Below are 461 nucleotides of genomic sequence, written 5' to 3' on the forward strand. Positions count from 1 at the left end.
GAGGGCTGGCGTAAAGTAACAGACGCGGTACATGACAAAGGCGGACGGATATTTGTGCAGTTGTGGCACACAGGTCGAATTTCACATGTCGATTTACAGCCAGAGGGTGCCGCACCAGGCGCGCCGTCAGCTATCCGTGCTGAAACCAAAACCTTCGTGAACAACCATTTTGTTGATGTTTCAGAACCCAGAGCGCTTGAGGTGAAGGAAATACAAGGCATTGTTGCCGCTTTCAGAAAGGCATCAGCTAATGCGATTACCGCAGGCTTTGATGGCGTAGAGATACACGGAGCAAATGGCTATCTGCTTGAGCAGTTCCTGAAAGATGGTGCCAATCAGCGCACCGATGAATATGGCGGTTCAGTAGAGAATCGTGCGCGTCTGCTATTAGAGGTCGGGGAGGCCGTGAAAGATGAGATCGGCGCAGCGCGGACGGGCGTTCGCATCTCCCCGGTCTCACC

General features: G+C 53.4%; 1 pseudogene. It reads left to right on the forward strand.

The window, feature by feature from the left end:
* Positions 1–461, forward strand: a pseudogene (locus SB765_RS28030) (alkene reductase); the annotation flags it as partial.

The sequence above is a fragment of the Pseudomonas sp. SIMBA_067 genome, assembly GCF_046534675.1.
GTDB classification, from domain to species: domain Bacteria; phylum Pseudomonadota; class Gammaproteobacteria; order Pseudomonadales; family Pseudomonadaceae; genus Aquipseudomonas; species Aquipseudomonas putida.